General features: G+C 66.2%; 21 protein-coding genes. 8 read left to right on the forward strand and 13 right to left on the reverse strand.

All coding sequences use genetic code 11. The features are described from left to right. Window positions 1-2: 2 nt before the first annotated feature. Window positions 3-1,220, forward strand: coding sequence for a glycolate oxidase subunit GlcF (glcF, locus tag M2395_RS09660; RefSeq protein WP_123430393.1), 1,218 nt, complete (start codon window positions 3-5; stop codon window positions 1,218-1,220). A gap of 23 nt (window positions 1,221-1,243) precedes the next feature. Beyond that, window positions 1,244-1,651, forward strand: a complete 408-nt coding sequence (locus tag M2395_RS09665; RefSeq protein ID WP_015635055.1) for a heme-binding protein — start codon at window positions 1,244-1,246, stop codon at window positions 1,649-1,651. A gap of 7 nt (window positions 1,652-1,658) precedes the next feature. Here M2395_RS09665 and M2395_RS09670 read toward each other — a convergent pair whose 3' ends face one another. Together M2395_RS09670 and M2395_RS09675 are read right to left on the reverse strand one after the other, a co-directional pair. Then, window positions 1,659-2,111: a DMT family transporter gene (locus M2395_RS09670; protein WP_011060563.1), complete on the reverse strand. Its 453-nt coding sequence runs from the start codon at window positions 2,109-2,111 to the stop codon at window positions 1,659-1,661. 2 nt (window positions 2,112-2,113) lie between these two features. After that, on the reverse strand, window positions 2,114-2,617 hold the full coding sequence (locus tag M2395_RS09675; protein ID WP_011060562.1) for a DMT family transporter: 504 nt from the start codon (window positions 2,615-2,617) through the stop codon (window positions 2,114-2,116). Between the two features lie 113 nt (window positions 2,618-2,730). On the opposite strand from M2395_RS09675, the gene M2395_RS09680 reads away from it, so the two are divergent. Continuing rightward, window positions 2,731-3,675, forward strand: coding sequence for a LysR family transcriptional regulator (locus M2395_RS09680; RefSeq protein ID WP_011060561.1), 945 nt, complete (start codon window positions 2,731-2,733; stop codon window positions 3,673-3,675). Window positions 3,676-3,748: 73 nt separating this feature from the next. Here the strand turns inward: M2395_RS09680 and M2395_RS09685 are convergent, their stop codons facing one another. Beyond that, window positions 3,749-5,047, reverse strand: coding sequence for an Nramp family divalent metal transporter (locus tag M2395_RS09685; protein ID WP_161467262.1), 1,299 nt, complete (start codon window positions 5,045-5,047; stop codon window positions 3,749-3,751). Window positions 5,048-5,225: 178 nt separating this feature from the next. Between M2395_RS09685 and M2395_RS09690 the strand changes: the two genes are divergently transcribed. Continuing rightward, a complete protein-coding gene (locus tag M2395_RS09690; protein WP_123430392.1) occupies window positions 5,226-5,681 on the forward strand; it encodes a thiol-disulfide oxidoreductase DCC family protein in 456 nt (151 codons plus the stop codon). 18 nt (window positions 5,682-5,699) lie between these two features. Here the strand turns inward: M2395_RS09690 and M2395_RS09695 are convergent, their stop codons facing one another. The 3 genes from M2395_RS09695 to folE are packed head-to-tail and all read right to left on the reverse strand — an operon-like array spanning window position 5,700 to window position 7,340. Beyond that, entirely contained in the window at window positions 5,700-6,227 is a 528-nt protein-coding gene (locus tag M2395_RS09695) for a DUF3833 domain-containing protein (RefSeq protein ID WP_041117266.1), read from the reverse strand. A gap of 24 nt (window positions 6,228-6,251) precedes the next feature. After that, on the reverse strand, window positions 6,252-6,779 hold the full coding sequence (locus M2395_RS09700; RefSeq protein ID WP_123430391.1) for a chalcone isomerase family protein: 528 nt from the start codon (window positions 6,777-6,779) through the stop codon (window positions 6,252-6,254). After that, window positions 6,780-7,340, reverse strand: coding sequence for a GTP cyclohydrolase I FolE (folE, locus tag M2395_RS09705; RefSeq protein WP_019093528.1), 561 nt, complete (start codon window positions 7,338-7,340; stop codon window positions 6,780-6,782). 421 nt (window positions 7,341-7,761) lie between these two features. Between folE and M2395_RS09710 the strand changes: the two genes are divergently transcribed. Both M2395_RS09710 and M2395_RS09715 read left to right on the forward strand, forming a co-directional pair. Next, on the forward strand, window positions 7,762-8,547 hold the full coding sequence (locus M2395_RS09710; protein WP_123397551.1) for a hypothetical protein: 786 nt from the start codon (window positions 7,762-7,764) through the stop codon (window positions 8,545-8,547). Between the two features lie 154 nt (window positions 8,548-8,701). Next, window positions 8,702-9,280 carry a hypothetical protein gene (locus M2395_RS09715; RefSeq protein WP_123430390.1) on the forward strand — a complete coding sequence of 193 codons (579 nt, stop codon included), beginning with the start codon at window positions 8,702-8,704 and terminating at the stop codon, window positions 9,278-9,280. Window positions 9,281-9,293: 13 nt separating this feature from the next. Here M2395_RS09715 and M2395_RS09720 read toward each other — a convergent pair whose 3' ends face one another. From M2395_RS09720 to M2395_RS09740, 5 genes are all read right to left on the reverse strand, one after another. Beyond that, window positions 9,294-10,010 (reverse strand): alpha/beta hydrolase, encoded by a 717-nt coding sequence (locus tag M2395_RS09720; RefSeq protein ID WP_053157559.1) that lies wholly within the window; start codon window positions 10,008-10,010, stop codon window positions 9,294-9,296. 62 nt (window positions 10,011-10,072) lie between these two features. Continuing rightward, on the reverse strand, window positions 10,073-10,447 hold the full coding sequence (locus tag M2395_RS09725; protein WP_026020012.1) for a hypothetical protein: 375 nt from the start codon (window positions 10,445-10,447) through the stop codon (window positions 10,073-10,075). A 118-nt stretch (window positions 10,448-10,565) separates the two neighbouring features. After that, entirely contained in the window at window positions 10,566-11,678 is a 1,113-nt protein-coding gene (locus tag M2395_RS09730; RefSeq protein ID WP_123430389.1) for a succinylglutamate desuccinylase/aspartoacylase family protein, read from the reverse strand. A gap of 103 nt (window positions 11,679-11,781) precedes the next feature. Beyond that, entirely contained in the window at window positions 11,782-12,561 is a 780-nt protein-coding gene (locus tag M2395_RS09735; protein WP_011060550.1) for an ABC transporter substrate-binding protein, read from the reverse strand. Between the two features lie 274 nt (window positions 12,562-12,835). After that, a complete protein-coding gene (locus tag M2395_RS09740) occupies window positions 12,836-13,270 on the reverse strand; it encodes a rhodanese-like domain-containing protein (RefSeq protein ID WP_053150523.1) in 435 nt (144 codons plus the stop codon). A gap of 103 nt (window positions 13,271-13,373) precedes the next feature. On the opposite strand from M2395_RS09740, the gene ftrA reads away from it, so the two are divergent. Continuing rightward, window positions 13,374-14,360 carry a transcriptional regulator FtrA gene (gene ftrA / locus M2395_RS09745; RefSeq protein ID WP_019095782.1) on the forward strand — a complete coding sequence of 329 codons (987 nt, stop codon included), beginning with the start codon at window positions 13,374-13,376 and terminating at the stop codon, window positions 14,358-14,360. A gap of 350 nt (window positions 14,361-14,710) precedes the next feature. Here the strand turns inward: ftrA and cobF are convergent, their stop codons facing one another. Further along, the gene (gene cobF / locus M2395_RS09750; RefSeq protein ID WP_019093533.1) at window positions 14,711-15,472 is read right to left on the reverse strand and encodes a precorrin-6A synthase (deacetylating); all 762 of its coding nucleotides are present in this window, start codon (window positions 15,470-15,472) and stop codon (window positions 14,711-14,713) included. Between the two features lie 191 nt (window positions 15,473-15,663). After that, on the reverse strand, window positions 15,664-16,239 hold the full coding sequence (locus tag M2395_RS09755) for a histidine phosphatase family protein (protein WP_123430388.1): 576 nt from the start codon (window positions 16,237-16,239) through the stop codon (window positions 15,664-15,666). A 353-nt stretch (window positions 16,240-16,592) separates the two neighbouring features. Here M2395_RS09755 and M2395_RS09760 point away from each other — a divergent pair, with 353 nt between their 5' ends. Beyond that, window positions 16,593-17,447 carry a MurR/RpiR family transcriptional regulator gene (locus tag M2395_RS09760; protein ID WP_011060545.1) on the forward strand — a complete coding sequence of 285 codons (855 nt, stop codon included), beginning with the start codon at window positions 16,593-16,595 and terminating at the stop codon, window positions 17,445-17,447. Window position 17,448 lies beyond the last annotated feature (1 nt).

Raw genomic sequence — 17,448 nt, forward strand, 5'->3', positions numbered from 1 at the left:
CCATGCAGACCACCCTCAGCCCCGAGGCCCGGCAACTGCCCCGGGCCGCCGAAGCCGAGCGCATCCTGCGCAGTTGCGTGCATTGCGGCTTCTGCAACGCCACCTGCCCCACCTACCAGTTGCAGGGCGATGAGCTGGACGGCCCGCGGGGGCGCATCTACCTGATCAAGCAGGTGCTCGAAGGCGCCCCGGCCACCGCCCAGACGCAGCAGCACCTGGACCGCTGCCTGTCGTGCCGCAACTGCGAAAGCACCTGCCCTTCCGGGGTCGACTACCACAACCTGCTGGACATCGGCCGCGCCGCGGTGGATGCCGCCCTGCCCCGGCCCGCCGGCCAGCAATTGTTGCGCCGCGGCCTGCGGGCGCTGAGCGCCAACCCGCAGCTGTTCAAGGCCCTGATCCATGGCGGCAGCCGCCTGCGCCCGCTGCTGCCCCAGGCCCTGCAGGACAAGCTGCCGCGCCAGGTGCCCACCGCCAAACCGCGTCCGCCCCTGCGCCATGCACGGCGCGTGCTGCTGCTCGAAGGCTGCGTGCAGCCGGGGCTGTCACCCAATACCAACGCCGCCGCAGCGCGGGTCCTGGATCGCCTGGGCATCAGCGTGCAACCGGTCAGCGAGGTCGGCTGCTGCGGCGCGGTGGACTATCACCTGGATGCCCAGCAAGCCGGTCTGCAGCGCGCCCGGCGCAATATCGACGCCTGGTGGCCGCACCTGCAACTGGGGGCCGAAGCCATCGTCCAGACCGCCAGCGGCTGCGGCGCCTTCATCAAGGACTACCAGCACCTGCTGGCCCATGACCCGGCCTACCGCAGCAAGGCCCAGCGCGTCAGTGCCCTGGCCCGGGACCTGGTGGAAGTGCTGCGGGATGAACCCCTGGAACAGCTCGGCGCCCACAGCGGCCAGCGCCTGGCCTTCCACTGCCCCTGCACCCTGCAGCACGCGCAGAAGCTCGGCGGCGCCGTGGAAAGCCTGCTGCAACGCCTGGGTTTTCACCTCACCGCGGTGCCCGACAGCCACCTGTGCTGCGGTTCGGCGGGCACCTATTCGCTGACCCAGCCGGCGCTGGCGCGGCAACTGCGGAACGACAAGCTGCAGGCCCTGGAAAGCGGCCAGCCGGACCTCATTGCCACCGCCAATATCGGCTGCCAGAGCCACCTCGACGGCGCCGGCCGGACCCCGGTACGGCACTGGATCGAAGTGCTGGAAGCCGCCCTGCCCTGAACCTCACGCCCCTGGAGCTCGCCATGCAGCACAAAGCCGTACTGGGTCAAGACGAAGCCCGCCGCATCCTCGCCGCCGCCCGCGCCGAGGCCCAGCGCCACCGGTGGGCGGTGAGCATCGCCGTGGTCGACGACGGCGGCCATCCCCTGGCCCTGGAACGCCTCGACGGCTGCGCGCCGATCAGTGCCTATATCGCCACCGAAAAGGCCCGCACCGCGGCCCTCGGCCGGCGCGAAACCAAGGCCTACGAGGACATGGTCAATGGCGGGCGCAGCGCCTTTCTCTCGGCGCCGCTGCTCACCTCCCTGGAAGGCGGCGTGCCGATCCGCGTCGGCGGCCAGGTGGTCGGCGCGGTGGGGGTTTCCGGGGTCAAAGCCGGTGAAGACGCCCAGGTGGCACTGGCTGGCGCCGCGTGCCTGGAGCGCGATTGAAGCGGGTTCAGGCGCGGCGCACGCTGCTGCGGTACATGAACAGCAGCGCCAGGGCCAGGCACAGCATCGCCAGCAGGCGGCTGGGCGACAGTTCGATGGCCGGGTTGCCGAACCAGCCGAAGTTGTCGATCAGCATGCCCATGCCCAACTGCCCGAGAATCACCGCCACCGTGGCCACCGCAGTGCCGACCCGGGGCACGGCCCCCACCATCACCAGCATGTAGACCACGCCGAACAACGCGCCGGTCAGTTGCCATTTCGGCGCCTGCAGCAGGCTCATGGCCTGGGGCGGCTGGAAAAACACGATCAGCAGCCCGGTGATAAGGGCGCCCACGGCAAAGGTCAGCAGGCTGCTGCGCAACACACCGACGCTTTCCCCCAGGCGGCCATTGATCGCCGCCTGCACACTCAGCACCGCACCGGCGGCCACCACCACAACCAGCAATAGAAACAGATTCATCTTCAACCTCGGGCAATCAGGATCAGGGCCAGCACAATCAGCGCCAGGGCCAGCCAGCGTTCGGCATTGACCGGCTTGCGGGCGCTGCCGAACCAGCCGAAATGGTCGATCAGCACGCTTTTGCCCACCTGCCCGGAAAGGATCGCGATCATGGTCATGGCAATGCCGATATGGGGCGTGGCCAACGTCAGCACCACCACGTAGATCGGCCCCAGCACCCCGCCCAGCAACTGCCAGCGCGGCAACTGGCTGAAGGCCGGCCCGGGCTGCGGGCCGCTGAACAACAGCAGCAGCAACAGCAGCGCCGTGCCCACGCCGAAGATGCTCAGGGTCGCCCACAAATGGCCCACCTGGCTCCCCAGCGGGCCCAGCAGACCGGCCTCCACCGACAGGCCCATGCCCGCCAGGATCACCAGCGGCAACAGCATCAGACGCTGCCAGCCGGCAGCGGGTACAGCGCTCGCCACCGGGTTGGGCAGCGGTACTTCTATGGTTTCAGAGGACATGCAACACCTGCTCGACATCAAGGAATGGCCGGCATTATCGATTGCGCAAGCTTTGCGATAAATGGGAGCATGCCGACAACACCTTTGCGCAAAACGCACAGCAGGATCGACCCATGCACGGCTTCAACGACCTCGGTTTCAAGGCCCTGCGCCTGTTTATCGCCGTGCTCGACCAGGGCAGTTTTTCTGCCGTGGCGCGCCGCGAGGGGCTGGCGCCCTCGTCCATTTCACGGCAGATCCAACTGATGGAACAGGCCCTGGGCCAGCAGTTGCTCTACCGCCATACCCGCGCCGTCAGCCCCACCGAGGCCGGGCGCCTGCTGGGGCACCACGCGCGGCGGGTACTGGCGCAGTGGGAGGAAGCCGAACAGGCGTTGCAGGAACAGCAAGACGAGCCGGCCGGGCTGGTGCGGATCAACGCCCCGGTGGTCTTTGGCCAGCGCCACCTGTCGCCCTGGCTCGGTGAACTGCACGGGCGCTACCCGAAGCTGCAGCTGGATATCCAGCAGACCGACCGCTACATCGACCCCTTGCAGGACGGCACTGACCTGCTGTTTCGCATCGGCACCCTGGAAGACTCCTCGATGCAGGCGCGCCTGCTGGCCCCGCAGCGCTACCGGGTAGCGGCCAGCCCGGCGTACCTGGCCCGGCACGGCACCCCGCAGCATCCGGAGCAACTGCAGCGGCACCAGTGCCTGGCCTACAAGGGCGAGACCGGCCAGCAGCGCTGGTTCTTCCGCCAGGGCCGGGCAGACTGGACGCCCTACAGCGTCAAGGGCCCGCTGACCGGCAACCACGCCGACACCCTGACCCAGGCCGCCGAACAGGGCCTGGGGCTGGTGATGTTCCCTTCCTGGCTGATTGGCGAAGCCCTGCACCAGGGCCGGCTGGTGGCGCTGTTCGAAGACTTCGACGTGGCCACCAGCCTCGAACCGCAACAGATCGCCGCCCTCTGGCCCGGCAGCCGACGGCTGTCAGTGAAAGTGCGCACGGTGATCGACTTCTTCGTCGAGAAATTCGGCCCCGAGCCCTACTGGGACCGCCGCCCCGCCCCGTAGGAGCTGGCTTGTCAGCGAAGGCGGCGGCAAGGCTTGCGCAGGATCCAGGGGCCGTTCGCCGGCAAGCCGGCTCCTACAGGGCCATTTGCAGGATCAGCCAGGCATTGGCCGCGCTGATGATGGCGAACAGGCTCCAGGCGAGGATCCGGGTCGGCCAGCGGTTGACGAACTCGCCCATCAGGCGCCGGTCGTTGGTCATGCGGATCAGCGGGTACAGGGCGAACGGCAGTTGCAGGCTGAGCACCACCTGGCTCAGCACCAGCAACTGGCCCACGGCGCCGTCACCCAACAGCCAGACGCCGATGAACGCCGGGATCAGGGCCAGCCCACGGGTGATCAGGCGCCGCTGCCAGCAGGGAATCCGCAGGTTCAGGTAACCCTCCATGATCACTTGCCCGGCAATGGTCCCGGTGAAGGTCGAGCTCTGCCCCGAAGCCAGCAGCGCCACACCGAACAGCACGCTGGCCAGGGCCCCGCCCACCAGCGGGTCGAGCAGGTGGTAGGCGTCCTGGATCTCCACCACATCGCTGTGGCCGGTGTTGTGGAAGGCCGCGGCGGCGAGGATCAGGATCGCCGCGTTCACCAGCAGCGCCAGGGCCAGCGAGCCGATGGTGTCGATCCGCGCCAGCTTGATGGCGTCGGCGCGGCTGGCGCGGTCGTTGCCCACCAGCCGGGTTTGCACGACGGAGGTGTGCAGGTAGAGGTTGTGGGGCATGACCGTGGCGCCGAGGATGCCGATGGCCAGGTACAGCGGCGCGGCGTCGCCGATGGCCGAGAGCGAGGGTACAAAGCCCCGGGCCACGTCCGGCCAGTAGGGCTTGATCAGCAGCAGCTCGATGAAGAAGCACACGCCAATGGTCGCCACCAGCGCCAGCATGATCGCCTCCAGCCGGCGGAAGCCGCGGTTCTGCAGGGCCAGCACCAACAGGGTGTCGAAGGCGGTGATGACGATCCCGGTGCTCAGGGACACCCCCAGCAGCAGGTGGAACGCCAAGGCGCAGCCCAGCACTTCGGCCAGGTCGGTGGCGATGATCGAAACCTCTGCCAGCAGCCACTGGGTGCGCGCCGAACGGGTGCTGTAGCGCTCGCGGCAGAGCTGGGCCAGGTCGCGCCCGGTGGCGATCCCCAGGCGGGAACACAGGCACTGCACCGCCATCCCCGCCAGGCTTGCCAGCAGTACCACGAACAGCAGGTTGTAGCCGTAGCGCGAGCCGGCCTCGATGGCCGTGGCCCAGTTGCCGGGGTCCATGTAGCCGATGGAAATCAGCAGCCCGGGGCCGGCAAAGCGCAGCAGGCGGCGCCACAGGGAAGCGCCGGGGTCGACGGCGACGGAACCCGCCACCTCCGGCGGGCAAAAGGGCGCGGTGGCGATTTTCGGCAAGCTGAATTTCACGGATATTTCCCAGGCGGATTGGCGCAGGGGCCCAGCTTAGACGTTTCAATGCGGGCACCCAAGCCTGAATTTACCCCGCCAAGGCGAGTATGCTGCGCAGGTTGTGCCCTGCGCCGAAACCTTCGGCAGTGGGTATTTTCTGGCCCAAGGTAGCCCTGTGAACAGCACTGCGACGCCCCCCGAACCTCTGCCCCCTTTCCTGCAACCCGGCGACCGGGTGCTGCTGTTCGATGGCGTGTGCAAGCTGTGCAATGCCTCGGTGCGCTTCGTCATCCGCCACGACAGCCAGCGGCGGATCAAGCTGGCCTCGGTGCAATCGCCCCAGGGCCAGGCGCTGCTGGCCTGGTTCGGCCTGCCCACCGAACAGTTCGACAGCGTGGTGCTGATCGAGGAAACCCGGCTGTCCCAGCGCTCCGATGCGTTTATCCGCCTGATGGCGCAACTGCCGGCGCCCTGGCGCTGGCTGCGGCTGTTGCGCGGGGTTCCCCGGCCGCTGCGGGATTGGGTCTACGACCTTATTGCGCGCAATCGCTATCGGTTGTTCGGCCGTCTCGACGTCTGTTTACTGCCGAGCCCGGATCACCAGGGGCGCTTTCTCGACGACCCGTCCTGAGGCCCCGACCCGACCCAATCAGCCGGGCTGACGCCGGAAGAACAGCGTCACCTGCCCGAGCTCGAAGCCGAACTTGGTCATGTAGGAACGATTGGCCAGGGTGTTTTCGTCCAACAGGTACATCCAGTCGTCGAAGTGCACCTGGTAGGTCTTGCCATCCACCGGCAGGTTGAGCACGTAGCGCCAGCGCAGGGCATTGCCGGCGACCTCACCCCGGGCCTCGCCGACCACATCGTCGGCGGTCCCGCGCCACAGGCCGGGCCCCGCGGGGACCAGGGTCCAGACCCGGGTCTGGCGGGTGCCGTCGCTGTAGGTGAAGTCTTCGTGCATGATGAATTTCTCGCCTTCGCTGCGGCTGTCGATCTGCACATGAAAACGCTTGATCACCTCGCCGGAGCGCTTCTGGAACAGGCCCCAGGCCTCCACACGACCACTGAAGAACTGCCGCAGTTCCAGCTCGGGCTTCTGGTCACGGTACTGCTTGACGTCGGTGTCGCTGCATGCGACCAGGCCGAGGCACAGCACTAGCAAGTATTGCTTGAGCATGGAATATCTCCTGTGCTGCGCCCGCTATTGGCCCAGCAGTTGTGCGCGCAACTGCGGATTGCGCGTGCGCGGGTCGAGCCAGATGGCGAAAAACGCTCGGGCGAAGGCTTCGTCCTCGACCCTGTACTGCAAGCGCTGGTCGACAAAGAACTGCACCCCGCGCCCGGGCAGGAACACCCCGGTGATGCGCTGGCCCGGTTCGACATCGACGAAGGCGCGCTGCATCTGCGCCTGCCAGTCCTTGAGTTGCGCCGGGCTCACCGCGCTGCCGGACAGGCGCTGGATCTCGTCGAGGCTGGTCTGCACCAGATCGTCGCGGCTGATCGTGCGCCGGTAGGTCAGTTCCAGGGCGAAGGGGCGATCGGCCGTCAATGGCAACGTCGTGCCCCAGAGCCGCGCGGTGTAGACCTTGAAGCCGAACCAGCTGAACTCACCGCTGCCCAGCAGCCGCGCATTGGGCAACGACTCTTGCCAACCGGCACTGGCCGTAGCGCTGAGCACGACCAGCAGCCACAGCAACCGGGCCACGCCCACTCGCCGCCTGCGTTTCATTCAAGGCTGCCTGCGCAACAGCTGAAGAAACTCCTGGCGGGTGCTGGCCGACTCGCGAAAGGCCCCCAGCATTACCGAGGTGTTCATCAGCGAGTTCTGCTTCTCGACCCCGCGCATCATCATGCACATGTGCCGCGCTTCGATGACCACCGCCACCCCGGCCGCCCGGGTCACTTCCTGGATCGCCTCGGCAATCTGCCGCGTGAGGGTCTCCTGGATCTGCAGGCGTCGCGCATACATGTCGACGATCCGCGCCACCTTGGACAGGCCCAGCACTTTGCCGGTGGGGATGTAAGCCACATGAGCCTGACCAATGAACGGCAGCAAATGGTGCTCGCACAGGGAATACAACTCGATGTTCTGGACCATCACCATCTCGTCGCTGGTGGAGCTGAACAACGCACCGTTGACCAGTTCTTCGAGGCTGGTTTCGTAACCGTGGCACAGATAACGCAAGGCTTTTGAGGCTCGCTGCGGAGTGTCCCGCAAGCCCTCGCGGGTCGGGTCTTCACCCAACCCCTGCAAAATGCCGTGAAAGTGCTGGGAGAGAGGATCGTGCATGGCGCATGGCTTCCGAAAGGCTGGCAGGGCGGGCAATTCCTTGCACGTGCCAAGGAAAAAAGGCCTCCGAGGTGGTCGACCACCTAACTGACCCAGCCCCGGTTCCACCCGGGCCTGACCTCGGAGCCCAAAAAGCGTGGGCAGCGACCGCCGCCCCTTGAAAAACTGAGCAGCTATCGGCACATCCCACACCTTAAAAACCTATACGACAATTTATTTTTTGTACAATTTTTATCGGCAAAAAATGCCTTTTAAGCCCAAATACTTGTACAAACAAGCCTTTAATCGATTCAATACTTTCTATCTGTACAAGAAAAAACGACCCTGCACTTCACTCCCGGCCACTTCCCTGCCTGCAGATACGCGCCAATCGCTTCGTTGGATGCTAGCGTGGCGCACCGTTCATCCGCCGAGTGCGCCCATGCTGCTGTTGAAACTGCTGACCGTTCCCGGATTTCTGTGGTTGATCTCCCTGGCGAGCAAGCGCTGGGGCCCGAATGTCGCTGGCTGGCTGGCGGGGTTTCCCGTGGTGGTGGGGCCGATCCTGCTGTTCCTGGCCCTGGAGCAGGGCCAGGTGTTCGCCACCCATGCCGCGGTGGCGGCCCTGTCGGCGGTGTTCGCGATGATCGCCTTCAGCGTCGCCTATACCCATGCCGCGCAGCGCTTCTCCTGGCCCGGGGCCCTGGCCATTGCGACCCTGGTGTGGGCCTTGCTGGCCACGGTCATCGCCCAGGTGCCGCCATCCCTGGGTTTTTCCAGCCTCTGCGCCGCCAGCGCCCTGCTCCTGGCCCCACGGCTGTTTCCGCCGGTGGGCGAACTGCCCGCCAGCCCTGGGCCGCGCTCCGACAAACTGCCCTACCGGATGCTCGCCGGGGCCCTGTTGACCCTGGCCGTGACCCTGTTGGCCAGCACCGTCGGCGAACGCTGGAGCGGCATGCTCGCGGTGTTCCCGGTGCTTGGCAGCGTCCTTGCGGTGTTCTCCCATCAGAGTCGTGGCGTGGCCTTCACCACTGTCCTGCTGCGCTCCCTGACCACCGGCCTGTACGCCTTCGCCGCCTTCTGCCTGGCCCTGGCACTGGCCCTGCCCCCGCTGGGCATGCTCGCCTTCGCGGTGGCGCTGGCAGCGTCGATGCTGGTCCTGGGGCTGAGCAAGCGGCTGTTGCGAGCCACTGTGCAGGAGCCGGCTGGCCGGCACAGGGGCCCTTGAGTCTTGCACCGGGCTGGCGGAAGTTTTCGCTGGCCAGCCAGCTCCTACAAGCCTTGGCTGGCCGTCATCGGAGCCGCGCTGAAAAATCCTTGTGGAGCAGGCCGCAACGGCCGTGGGATGATGCGCGCCTTTGATCACTGCCCGGAGATTGCGCATGTCATCTTTCGCTAGAAAAGCCCTGGTCCTGGTGTTCGCCACCGTAGCGGGCCTGGGCGCGCTGAACGCGGTCGCCGCCAGCAAATCCGCGGCCAGGCAGGCCTCGGGGGAGAAGGTCGCAGTCCTCGACGGCAAGCTCACCTTCACCCTGCCCAAGGGGTTCAGCGCTTCGGTACTGCCGGCCGGCAGCGAGGCCAATGGCACCGAGGGCGCCAGCGGCACCCTGTATTCCAACGCCACCACCCGTACCGTGGTGATCGCGGCGCAGAACACCATTCCCCATGGGGCCAAGGTCCAGGACAACGACGCCGCCTTTCTCGATGACGCGGTCAGCGGCTTTCTCGCGCAACAGGCCGCGGCGCTGCCGGATTTCAGCAAGCAGAGCGAAAAGAACATGACCCTCAAGGGCCTTGGCGTGCGCCAGATCGACAGCACCGCCACCATGGGCGGCGGCCTGACCCTGAACTCCACCCTGATTGCCGGCTCCGGCACACGCATGGCGGTGATCCAGATAATTTCCCGGGCCACCGACAAGGCCGGCCACACCGCGCTGATGAAGCAGATCCTCGGTCAGTAGACCCCGTGCCGGCTCAGGGGTTGAGCCCCTGCAGCCAGCCCTTGAGGTCGTCGATCTCGGCGTCGCTGATGCTGTGCCCCAGGCCCGGGTAGGCATGGAACTGCGGTTGCAGTGACAACCCCTGCAGCAAGCGCTGGGCATCCACCGCATCGCTGTAGGGCAGGCGCTGGTCAAGGGTGCCATGGCCGATGAAGATGCCCAGGCGCTGCAGGCTCGGGTTGTTCTTCACCTGCGCTGCCAGCACCGGCAGGATCTTCCCGCTCAAGGCGGCGATGCCCCGCACCGACTGCGGATGGCGCAGGCCCACTTCATAGGCCATCACCGCGCCCTGGCTGAACCCCACCAGCACCACCTTGTCCGGCTGGGTCTGGTACTTGGCCAGCGCCGCGCGGACAAACTGGCCGATCAGCTCGGCGCCGCTGGCCAGCTCGCTGGTCACACCGTCGTAGGGGCCCTGGCCCTTGCGGTGGAACCACTGGTAGCTGCCCTCCTCCAGGGTCTGCGGTGCCCGCACCGACACATAGGTGTAGCTCGCCGGCAGGCGCTGGCGAAGGCCGAACAGGTCGGCCTCGTTGCTGCCGTAGCCATGCAGGAAAATCACCAGCGGCTGGTTGCGCGGCTCGGCCGGGGCCTGCTCCAGGTACTTGAGCGGCAGGTCATCGTGCAGTGCATCGGCGGCCTGCACCCAAGGCGCGGCCAGCAGCGCCAACAGCGCCAGGTAGCGGATCATGTGTAGCTCCTTGAAGGGGTAAAAACGGGTCGCCAGAGCCTAGCACTGCCAGCCCCGAGCGTTCATCTGCCCAGCCCGCGCCAGGCCAGCGGCAAGCACAGCAGCACCGCCAGTGCAAACCCCACCTGGGACAGGTAGAAGGTCTCCAGCCACTGGCCATGGGCCGCCACGTAGAGGCTGTTGTGCAGCACATCCAGCAGGATGATTGCCAGGGTCAGCAGCAGGCCCCAGCGCGGGCGCACCAACAGCAGCAGCGCCGCCAGCGGATCGAACAGCGTCAGGGAGCCCCAGAAGGCCCGGCTGGCCAGGGGCGTGGCGGCGCCGTAGCCATAATCCCAGAGCAGGCCATGCTCGAAGGCGGCGCGCAGGTGATTGAACGTCGCCGCCAGCAGACACAGGGCGAACAGCAGGCGGATGCACAGCGACACTCGGGGCATGGGCACATCTGTCATAGGAGCCGGCTGGCCGGCGCAGGGCGTGACGCCGGATCAAGGGGTGGGCGCGCTGTAGCTTGCGCTGGCCAGCCAACGCCCGATCGACCCCTGCGGTGGCGGTTCAGTCGTTGATCAGCTTGCCTTCACGAATCGCCTCGCGGCCGGCTACCTTGGCCAGCCAGATGCCCGGCTGGGTGTAGCGCCCACGGTCCAGGGCAAAGAGCACGCCGCTGGTGCCGGCACACACGGTGCTGACGCGATCGCTCAAGGGGTCCACCACTTCGAACAACGCATCGCCACGCTCCACCCACTCTCCGGCATCGCGCAGGAAACTGACCACGCCATGGTGGGGGGCGAACAGGTACTGGGTGCCTTCGAAGGGCATGCCTTCACAGCACTGCTGCGGAGCGGCCGGCCACTCGCCGCTGATCAGCCCCTGTTCGGCGAGAAACCCCAGGATGGCTTCGCAGTTGGCCCGGGACTGCTGCACCCGGGTGTCGCCCATGCTGCCCAGCTCCAGGGTGGCGGCCAGGTTTGCCGGGGGAATCGCCGCCCGCGGAAAGTCCCGGGCCAGGCGCAGCCAGGGCGCGGAACAGGATTCGTCGAAAGAGCTGCCGCCGGAGTCTTCGCACAACAGCGCCACCCCGGCCTTGAGCCGCGCCGCCAGGGATTGCCAGCGAGGCCAGTGCTGGGGCAAGGCATAGAGGTGGATCGCCGCTTCGAAATCGCAATGCAGGTCGAGGGTGATGTCGGCGTCGCAGGCATGGCGCAACAGCAAGCGATGCAGGGCTTGCAGCTGCGAATCAGCCGCTGGCAGCTCATCCAGCACCTGGACCATGGCACGGCGGATCAGGGCGATATTGGCCGTGGCGTCGTCCCCCAGTTGCTTGCCGATCAAGTCGCCCACCGGGCCGCTGAGCTCGACGAAGGCGCGATTGAAATTCTTGCCGCTGCCCAGCTCGAAACGCCCCAGGTGGCTGCCCTGCACCTGCTGGTCGAGGCCGATGGGATTGGCCACCGGCACCAGCTCGACCACTGCCTGCAGGCGCCCCTGGTTCTCCAGCTGCGCCAGGCGCTGCTTGAGCTCCCAGGCAGTGCGCATGCCGGGCAGTTCGTCGGCGTGCAGGCTGGCCTGGATGTACACCTTGCGCGGGCCGCTGCCAAAGCGGAACACACTGAGCTGGCGCTGGGTGCCCAGGTGGCCCCAGGGCAAGGAATGGTCGATGCGTTGCATGGCAACTCCGGAGATCAGAAAAAGGCGTGGCGCAGAATAAAACAGTGGCGCACAAAAAAGGTGGCTGCCGGCCCCCGGCAACCACCTTTTTCAACGCCCGGGCTTACTCGCCGTAGACGTCGAAATCGAAGTACTTGTCCTGCACTTGCTTGTACTTGCCGTTGGCACGGATCTCGGTGATGGCCTTGTTGAATTTCCCGGCCAGTTCCTGATCCCCCTTGCGCACGGCAATGCCGGCACCGCCGCCGAAGTATTTCGGATCGTTGTACTCAGGGCCCACGAAGGCGAAGCCCTTGCCGGCGTCGGTTTTCAGGAAGCCATCGTCGAGGTTCACCGAATCCGCCAGCAGCGCGTCGACGCGGCCGGAGACCATGTCCAGGTTGGCTTCCTGCTGGGAGCCGTAGCGCACCAGGTCGATGCCCGCCGGCACCAGCACTTCGGTGGCGAAGCGGTCATGGGTACTGGCCCGCAGCACACCGACCTTCTTGCCCTTGAGCTCGGTCAGCGGGTCCTTGATGCTGGTGCCGGCCTTCATCACGAAGCGCGCCGGGGTGTGGTAGTACTTGATGGTGAAATCGACGTTCTTCTTGCGGTCGTCGGTGATGGTCATGGACGACAGGATGGCGTCGATCTTCTTCACTTTCAGCGCCGGGATCAGGCCGTCGAACTCCTGCTCGACCCAGGTGCACTTGGCCTGCATCTGCTCGCACAGGGCGTTGCCCAGGTCGACATCGAAACCGGTGAGCTTGCCGTCGGGGGTCTTCATCGAGAACGGCGGGTAGCCGGCTTCGATACCGATACGGATCGGCTTGGCCTCGTCGGCCGAAGCGGTAAAGGAAAACAGCGACAGTGCCAGGGCACCGAACAGCGCAAACTTGTTCATTTATAACTCCAGGAGACGGAGGCTTTTATTGGCTGGTTTCGATTGGGGGGCAAATCGAAGTGGCCAGCAGTCTAGAGCGGCTCCCGGGATGCAAATTGTGTTTATGCGACAAATACTTATAAAAAATATGCGCCCGCGATCCTCTACCTCCTCCCTCGCCCCGACATGATGCGTTTGTCCCTGAAAATCCCGACGTTCGCCTCAGAACGGGCCATTTTTACCGACACATCCCCGCTAGCCGCAGCCCAAGGCCGCTACCAGCGGAGTCAGCCCTTCAGCAGGCGCAGGACAGATCCGCTCCCTCGCGGCGCGGTTGCCCGGTGCTGAGCTGGAAGCCCTCATCGAGCCAGCCGGTGACACCGCCGATCATCTCCTTGACCGAGTATTCCAGGGCCGCCAGCTTGACCGCCGCCTTGTTCGCGCCATTGCAGTGAGGGCCGGCGCAATACACCACGAACAGGGTGTCGCGAGGATAACCGGCCAGGTGTTCGGCGGTGAGCAAGCGCCCGGGCAGATTGATCGCGCCGGGGACATGGCCACGGGCAAAGGCTTCGGGGCCACGCACATCCACCAGGACAAAATCCACTTCACCGGCCTCCTGGCTGCTGTGGACGTCGGAACAGTCGGTTTCAAAGGTCAGGCGGTTGCAAAAATGCATAAGGGCAACGGCCGAAGGGGCGGCGGCAGTGCTGCGGACCAGGCTGGTCATAGGCATCTCCAGAAACTTGCGATTAAGGTGGGAAGGACTTTATAGGCCCTGCCCCACCACGCTAAAGTGGCGACCCAGACACTGACTGGTAACTTTCCGCCAAATGCACAATCACCCTGGCCTGGTGGCGATTCTCGCCTACGACGGCCTTTGCACCTTCGAGTTCGGCATTGCAGTGGAGATTTTCGGCCTGGCCCGGCCGGAGTTCGATTTCCCCTGGTACCGGCAAACCATCGCCGCCGTGGACCCCGGCCCGATGCGTGCCCTGGGCGGGATCCAGGTGCTGGCCGACGGGGGCCTGGAGCTGCTGGAGCAGGCGCGGACCATCATCATTCCCGGCTGGCGCAGCCGCGAGCAGGCGCCGCCGCCGAAGTTGCTGGAAGCGCTGCGCCAGGCCCACCAACGCGGTGCGCGGCTGCTGTCGATCTGCTCCGGGGTGTTCGTTCTGGCGGCGACCGGGCTGCTGGATGGTTGTAGCGCCACCACTCACTGGCGCTACGCCCGCGAGCTGGCCGAGGGTTTCCCGAATATCCGGGTGGACCCGGATGTGCTCTATGTCGATGCCGGGCAGCTGATCACTTCCGCTGGCAGCGCCGCCGGTATCGATGCCTGCCTGCACCTGGTGGCCCGGGATTTCGGCACTCAGGTGGCCAACAGCGTGGCCCGGCGCCTGGTGATGTCGCCGCAACGCACCGGCGGCCAGGCGCAGTTCATTCCCGCACCGGTCAGCCGGACCCCGCGCAGCGACCTGTCGCGAGTCATGCAATGGGCCCGGGAGCGTCTGCATCAACCGCTGAGCGTGAGCGAACTGGCGGCCCGGGCGCTGATGAGCGAACGCACCTTCCTGCGGCGCTTCCACGACGCCACTGGCGCCTCGCCCAAGGCCTGGCTGCAGCATGAACGGCTGGCCCGGGCCAGGGAACTGCTGGAAAGCGGCAGCGAGAGTACCGAAAGCATTGCCCTGCGCTGCGGTTATCGCTCGGTGGAGAGCTTTCGCGTGGCTTTTCGCGGCCTGGTGGGCGTACCGCCGTCGGTGTACCGCGAACGCTTCGGCCGCGGCCTGGAAAGCACCACACCACCGCGCCCGTAGGAGCCGGCTTGCCGGCGAAGGGGGCGACGCGGGTCAGGCGGCGTCCATCCCGGCGCTTTCGCGGGCAAGCCCGCTCCTACAGAAGATTAATGCAGGAAGGGGATGTAGGAGCCGGCTTGCCGGCGAAGGGGGCGACGCGGGTCCGGCGGCGTCCATCCCGACGCTTTCGCGGGCAAGCCCGCTCCTACAGAAGATTAATGCAGGAAGGGGACGTAGGAGCCAGCTTACCGGCGAAGGGGGCGACGCGGGTCCGGCGGCGTCCATCCCGGCGCTTTCGCGGGCAAGCCCGCTCCTGCAGAAGAGACGTGCAGGAGCGGGATGCAATCGGTCGACGCGGGTCCGGCGGGGCGTCAGTCCTGGGGTTTGCGCAGCAGGTAGGTGTCCATGATCCAGCCATGGGTCTGGCGGGCCTGCAGGCGCACACGACGGATTTCATCGGCCACCTGGTCCAAGGGGCCGCTGATGAGGATTTCATCCGCGGTGCCCAGGTAGGCCCCCCAGTAGATGTCCAGGCCCTGGTTGCGCAGGTGGCGGTAGGAGTCCTCGGCGTCGAGCATCACCACCAGGCTGTCGGCGGAACCGGCCTGCCCCGCTGCCAGGCGGCGTCCGGTGGTGATTTCCACGGAGCGGCCAATGCGGTTCAGCGGCACTTTGTGCCGGGCCGTCAGGGCCTGGACACTGGTGACGCCGGGGATCACTTCGTACTCGAACGACGCCGCGCCGCTGGCCAGGATCTGCTGCAGGATGCGCAGGGTGCTGTCGTACAGCGCCGGATCGCCCCAGGCCAGAAAAGCGCCGGTTTCACCGTCCGCCAGTTCCTGGTTGATCAGCCGCTCGAAGACCTGCTGCTTGTCGCGGTTCAGGGTCTGCACACTGGCCTGGTAGTCCACGTCGCCGCGCTCGCGCTCGGGGTTCTGCGCCTCGACGTAACGAAAGGGCCGCTCGGTGAGGTAGCGCTCGCACAGCTCGCGCCGCAGGTCGATCAGGGAATCCTTGCTCGGCCCCTTGTCCATGAGGAACACCACGTCGCTGCGGTTCAGCGCCTTGATCGCCTGGATCGTGATGTAGTCGGGGTTGCCGGCGCCGATGCCGATCACCAGGAGGGTTTTCATGGGCTTGCTCTCGCTGTTTTGCCAGCGGGCCAGTATGCGGCGCTTTGGCCTGATGAGAAATGCTTCTGTGGCCCCCTGGGGCGGCGGGCATCGGCGCGGCGATGCTGGCCTGGAGGCCGTCGCATGTCCGGCGGGAGATGGCCAGGCAAGCCCCCCGGGGCCTTTGCGCAACCTCGCGGGCTCGGCAGCGGCTACCGGGATGGCGTCGGGGGGCCGGGCAGGCGCAGGCGCCAGCGGCCGGCGTGGCTCAGGTCGAGCCGGGACAGGGACTCGATGTCGATCTGGTTGAAGCTGGCCAGCGGCGCCTGCAGCACCTGCACCAGCACAGCGCGGATGACGAAGGGATGGGTCACCGCCAGCCAGTGGCCCGGGCGCTGCGCCATGACCTCCAGCCATTGCGCCACGCGCTGGCACAACTGGGCCAGGGATTCGCCTCCCGGTGGCGCCAGCTGCGGGTCCTTGAGCCAGGCCTGCAGCGCCTCGGGTTCACGCTCTTGCAGTTCATCGATGCGCAGCCCCTGCCAGGCGCCGAAATCACAGTCACGCAAGGCGTCCTGCACCTCATGCTCGGCGCTGAACAGCTGGGCGCTCTGGCGGGTGCGCAACTCGGGCCCGCACAGCACCCGGACGCTGCGCTTGAAATCACCGGCGCGGCTCAGGGCCTGGGCTTGCCAGTCCAGCTCCAGGGGTTCGTCCCGGGGAAAACGCGCCAGCTTCTGGGCGGCGGTGCGGGCATGGCAGATCAGGGTCAGACGGGTGGCCTGCACGGTGTTTACTCTGGCGTTATCGATTGGCAAACCTACACGGGCCGGGCAGATGCAACATCTTTGCTGCAACCGCCTCCAAGGTTCATTGCAAAACAGCACGCCGGTGCCTGTCCGGTGCGGTCGCGCCACTGTATTCGGCCTGCTCGGCGTAAGCCAGACCCTGTTGCGATCGCTCCCCTACGTCCCGCACCGTGGCTTCCCGCCCCGCCAACAACAGATTCCCACCTGAAACCGCCCCATTTCAGGGCAATTTGATATCAGAGGAAAATTCACTAGACATGTAGCGTCTATTACATAAATATCCATTTCGCCATTTTATGAAATAAAAACGACATCACTTCCAAGGCACCCCGATGCCCTCTCTCAGAGACCTGATCACCGACCCCGCCCTCGACCTCACGCCCTCCGAGCGCAAGGTCGTGCGGGCCCTGCTCGATCACTACCCGCGCAACGGGCTGGGGCCGATGTCACGCCTGGCGGAACACGCCGGGGTCAGCGATCCGACCATCGTGCGCCTGGTGAAGAAGCTCGGTTTCAGCGGCTACGGCGAATTCCAGGAAGCCCTGCTCAGTGACATGGATGACCGCCTGCGCTCCCCCAGCACCCTGCTGCGCCCGCGTTCGCAAGTGGCCCAGGGCGATACCTGGGGCCGCTACCTGGCCGACAGCCAGCGCGTACTGCAGGACACCCAGGCCCTGACCCAGCCCGAAGATATCCGCGTGCTCATGGACTGGCTGCTGGACAGCCGGCATTCGGTGTACTGCTTCGGCGGCCGCTTCAGCAGCTTCCTCGCCCTCTACCTGTTCAACCACCTGCGGCTGATGCGCCCGGGCTGTTTCTTCCTTGACGACAACGCCCAACTGCCGGACCGCCTGTTCGATGTCCAGCGCCAGGACCTGGTGCTGCTGTTCGACTACCGCCGCTACCAGTCCCAGGCCATGCGCGTGGCCAGTGCGGTCAAGGCACGCAACGCCCGGGTGGTGCTGTTCACCGATATCTATGCCTCGCCGCTGCGGGAGCTGGCGGACCTGGTCATCAGTGCACCGGTGGAATCCTTGTCGCCATTCGACACCCTGGTGCCGGCGCTGGCCCAGGTCGAGGCGCTGGTCGCCTGCCTGACCCCGCGCAGCCCTCATCTTGATCAACGCCTGGAGGGCATCGATGCCCTGCGGGCGGAATTTGCTACCCATGTGCTGGAGGAAAAATAAG

Origin of the sequence: Pseudomonas sp. BIGb0176, from assembly GCF_024810175.1 — a bacterium.
GTDB lineage: Bacteria > Pseudomonadota > Gammaproteobacteria > Pseudomonadales > Pseudomonadaceae > Aquipseudomonas > Aquipseudomonas protegens.